The sequence below is a fragment of the Rhodoplanes roseus genome, assembly GCF_003258865.1.
Lineage (GTDB): Bacteria > Pseudomonadota > Alphaproteobacteria > Rhizobiales > Xanthobacteraceae > Rhodoplanes > Rhodoplanes roseus.
In genome coordinates this window covers 1-3,712 of the sequence record NZ_NPEX01000418.1, presented here as the reverse complement: position 1 = coordinate 3,712, position 3,712 = coordinate 1, and the positions used below count along the sequence as shown (strand labels likewise).

Annotated in this window: 5 protein-coding genes; all 5 read right to left on the bottom strand. The window is 70.1% G+C overall.

Going from position 1 to position 3,712, the window contains the following annotated elements:
• The coding region (locus CH341_RS29365; protein WP_111422857.1) for a PepSY-associated TM helix domain-containing protein at window positions 1–665 on the bottom strand (665 nt) is incomplete at its 3' end.
• Window positions 666–790: 125 nt separating this feature from the next.
• Window positions 791–1,828, bottom strand: coding sequence for a GTPase ObgE (obgE, locus tag CH341_RS29360; protein WP_111422854.1), 1,038 nt, complete (start codon window positions 1,826–1,828; stop codon window positions 791–793).
• A gap of 136 nt (window positions 1,829–1,964) precedes the next feature.
• Window positions 1,965–2,576: a GNAT family N-acetyltransferase gene (locus CH341_RS29355; protein WP_111422852.1), complete on the bottom strand. Its 612-nt coding sequence runs from the start codon at window positions 2,574–2,576 to the stop codon at window positions 1,965–1,967.
• A gap of 126 nt (window positions 2,577–2,702) precedes the next feature.
• Window positions 2,703–2,975, bottom strand: coding sequence for a 50S ribosomal protein L27 (rpmA, locus tag CH341_RS29350; protein WP_111422849.1), 273 nt, complete (start codon window positions 2,973–2,975; stop codon window positions 2,703–2,705).
• 99 nt (window positions 2,976–3,074) lie between these two features.
• A complete protein-coding gene (gene rplU, locus CH341_RS29345) occupies window positions 3,075–3,449 on the bottom strand; it encodes a 50S ribosomal protein L21 (RefSeq protein ID WP_111422847.1) in 375 nt (124 codons plus the stop codon).
• Between the last annotated feature and the right edge of the window lie 263 nt (window positions 3,450–3,712).

The following is a 3,712-nucleotide window of genomic DNA, read 5'->3' as shown; positions in this document are numbered from 1 at the left end:
GCCAGGAGCGCGCGGCCGCGCTGGCGCACCCACAGCAGCGAGGACGGATCGTGCGCGGCCGTCACCATGCGGACAGCCTCGCGCAACGGCACGGCCGGCCCCGCCACGGCGGCGGGCGGCCCCGTGAAGCTGATGCCGAAGGCGAGCGCCAGGCCGGTGAGCGGGCTGAGGACGACCAGCGGCAGCGTCACCCAGGCCATGCCCTTGTGCCAGCCGTTCAGCGTGTTGGTGAGCCGGGGCCAGCCCATGGCGATGCCGAGCCCGGCCAGGACCAGCATGGCGATCGTGCTGGCCGTCACCAGCCAGCCGAGGTCCCACACCAGATGCTCGTGAAGGCCGCGCGAGGCGCCGAACAGGCCGGCGAGAGATCCGACGGCGGGGCGCTCCTGGCCGGTGGCGAGGTCGACGGCGATCGGTGCCGCCCGCACACCCGACAGCATCAGCGAGCCGTCATAAGGCCGCAGCGCGACGCCGCGCGCCTTGCCGTCGGGATCGTGGCGGGCGATCAGCGCGTCGAGCTGCGCGGCCGTGACGGTGCCGGGCGCGGTGCCGGCGACCATCGGCTCGAAGGATAGAATCAGGCCCGTCACGAGAACGACGGCGAGCGGCAGCGCGAACACGAACGTGATCCAGCGATGCAGCTTCAACAGTGCTTGGCGCGACATGCGGCCCCCGAGAGTTCTTCGCCCCGCCCGGTGTTATCCACCCGGCCGGCGGCGGTGTTCAAATGAAGTCTCGGTAAGACTTGCAGGCGGCCGCCTGACATCGCGCTGACGGCACCGGCCGGGCGTCAGGGATGCCAGGCCTCTTCGGCGGCGCTGTCGCCGCGCTCGGCCGCGTCGGCGCCGTCGACCACGGCGCGCACCGCTCGGAGGACCTCCTGGACGCCCTTGCCGGTGGCCCCGGACAGCAGCATCGGCGTCGTCTTGGCGGCCCGCTTGAGGCGGGCGACCTGCTGCTTGAGATCCTCCGGCGCGATCGCGTCGATCTTGTTCAGCGCGACGATCTCGGGCTTGTCGACGAGGTCGTGCTCGTAGGCGGCGAGCTCGGCCCGCACCGTCTTGTAGGCTTTGCCGGCGTGCTCGCAGGTGCCGTCGATCAGGTGCAGCAGCACGCGGCAGCGCTCGACATGGCCGAGGAAGCGGGTGCCGAGACCGGCCCCTTCGCTGGCGCCCTCGATCAGGCCCGGGATATCGGCCAGCACGAACTCGCGGCCGTCGACCGAGACGACGCCGAGCTGCGGATGCAGCGTCGTGAACGGATAGTCGGCGATCTTCGGCTTGGCCGCGCTGACGGCGGCCAGGAAGGTCGACTTGCCGGCATTGGGCAGGCCGACCAGGCCGGCGTCGGCGATCAGCTTGAGCCGCAGCCAGATGGTGCGCTCCTCGCCCGGCTGGCCCGGATTGGCGCGGCGCGGCGCCTGGTTGGTCGAGCTCTTGAAATGCGCGTTGCCGAAGCCGCCATTGCCGCCCTTGGCGATGACGACGCGCTGCCCCACCGCGGTGAAGTCGGCCAGCAGCGTCTCGTTGTCCTCGTCGAAGATCTGGGTGCCGACCGGCACCTTGAGAATCACGTCGGCACCGCGGCCGCCGGCCCGGTCCTTGCCCATGCCATGGCCGCCGGTCTTGGCCTTGAAATGCTGCTGATAGCGGTAGTCGATCAGCGTGTTGAGACCGTCGACGCATTCGGCCACGACGTCGCCGCCGCGTCCGCCGTCACCCCCGTTGGGGCCGCCGAACTCGATGAACTTCTCGCGCCGGAACGAGATGCAGCCGGCGCCGCCGGCCCCGGACGTGATGTAGATCTTGGCCTGGTCGAGGAATTTCATGGTCTCATCGTCGGGGTCGCGCGGCGGTTTGTCCAGCGAGAGGCGGATACGCCTCGCCGCGCACATCTAGTACAGAGAGCGCCCGGCGCGAAGCCGGGCCGGCCGTTCGGCTCGGGACGGCCGGCCCGTGGCGGCCTCACGCCGAGCAGCGCACCCGGGCGGCGGAGCGGCCCCAGCTCTTGAGCGACGCCCAGATGGTCCGCTCCAGCCGGAAGCGGTCGAACGGCGCCGACGAGCTGATCGCCCGGATGCGGTGCAGCTCGACATTGGTCCACTGGAAGCCGCACTTCTCCAGCACGCGGCGCGAGGCCGGGTTGCTGGTGCGGGCGCCGGCGACGATCGCCTCGACGCCGTGCTCCGTGAACGCGTGATCGACCAGCGCGCGCGACGCCTCGGTGGCGTAGCCCCGGCCCCAATGCGCGGCGCCGAGCCAGTAGCCGATCTCCGCCGTGTCGTCGTCCCGCCAGCGCAGCGCGCAGGAGCCGATCACGGTGCCGTCGTGCAGCACCATCAGGAACGTCTCCTCGCCGCCCCCCAGGGTGGCGGCCGCGATCCAGTCCTCGGCGTCGCCGAGCCGGTAGGGATGCGGAATGCGCAGCGTGTTCTCGGCGATCCGGCGATCGTCGGCCAGCGTCGCTACCGTTTTTGCGTCGTCGAGGCGCGGCGCCCGCAGAATCAGCCGGTCGGTCTCGATGACGTGGCTGCAGGCCTCGTGGAGGGACACTCCAGGCCGTTCCAGGATGGTCATAGCGGGCTCCTTCAGTCCAAAAGCAAAGGGGAGGCCGGCGCCCGGTCTCCCCTTCACACGAACCCGCTCTGCTTTCGCGGGTCTGCCGGGAGACTTGCACCGGCGGACCCCGAAAAGATCCACCGTCTACTCGGCCGCGGCCTCCGTCGTCGGTACCACCGACACGTAGGTGCGGCCCTTGGCTTTGGCGCGGTACGCGATGGTGCCGTCGACGAGGGCGAACAGCGTGTGGTCCTTGCCGAGCCCCACATTGGTCCCCGGATGCCACTTGGTGCCGCGTTGACGCACGATGATGTTTCCGGCGCGGCAGCTCTCGCCGCCGAACTTCTTCACGCCGAGGCGCTGACCGGCCGAATCACGGCCGTTGCGCGAGGAGCCGCCTGCTTTTTTATGAGCCATCGCTCGAATCCGTTTCGCTGTAGGGTCTAACTTCGATTTGTGACCAAATCATCACCGGGCCGGTCACGATGTCTTAACCGCGCCGGCCACGCTCCTGCCTCACTCCGCCGCCGGCGCTTCCGGCGCAGGCTCGGCCGACTTCGCCGTCCGGGACGGCTGGCGACCATCGGTCAGGATCTCGGTGATGCGGACCAGCGTGAACTCCTGCCGGTGGCCGCGCTTGCGCCGCGAGTTCTTGCGGCGGCGCTTCTTGAAAGCGATGACCTTGCGGCTGCGGCCCTGACGGACGATCTCGCCCGCCACCGACGCGCCCGCGACGGTCGGGAGGCCGAGAACGGTCTCGTCACCGCCCACCACCAGCACTTCGCCGAAGGTGACGACGTCACCCGTCTCGCCGTCGACGGTATCGACCTGAAGCAGGTCGTCGGCGACCACGCGGTACTGCTTACCGCCGGTCTTGATGACTGCGAACATCTTTCTGTCCTCGTGTTCGGATCCGGCCTGAGGCCGGCTTCTTTCAGTCGGTTGCGTCTGATCGGCCGCAGCGCGGCCGGGCTGTTCCGGACCAAGCCTGTTCGGCCTCGTCCGGTGGCCGCGCCGCAATCGGTCGCCCCGGACGTTGCCGGGACACTCCGCCACGCTGTGGCCAAAACGAAACGCGCGGGCCCGAGACGGCACCAGTCGCGATCTACTGCGAGGCCCAGTCGGCGGAGAGCTGGCCGGCGCTGGCCGCGGTT

What these genes read in the sequence shown, in the direction of transcription:
- obgE (WP_111422854.1), bottom strand. Translation starts at nt 1,828, where the DNA reads ATGAAATTCCTCGACCAGGCCAAGATCTACATCACGTCCGGGGCCGGC.
- CH341_RS29355 (WP_111422852.1), bottom strand. Translation starts at nt 2,576, where the DNA reads ATGACCATCCTGGAACGGCCTGGAGTGTCCCTCCACGAGGCCTGCAGC.
- rpmA (WP_111422849.1), bottom strand. Translation starts at nt 2,975, where the DNA reads ATGGCTCATAAAAAAGCAGGCGGCTCCTCGCGCAACGGCCGTGATTCG.
- rplU (WP_111422847.1), bottom strand. Translation starts at nt 3,449, where the DNA reads ATGTTCGCAGTCATCAAGACCGGCGGTAAGCAGTACCGCGTGGTCGCC.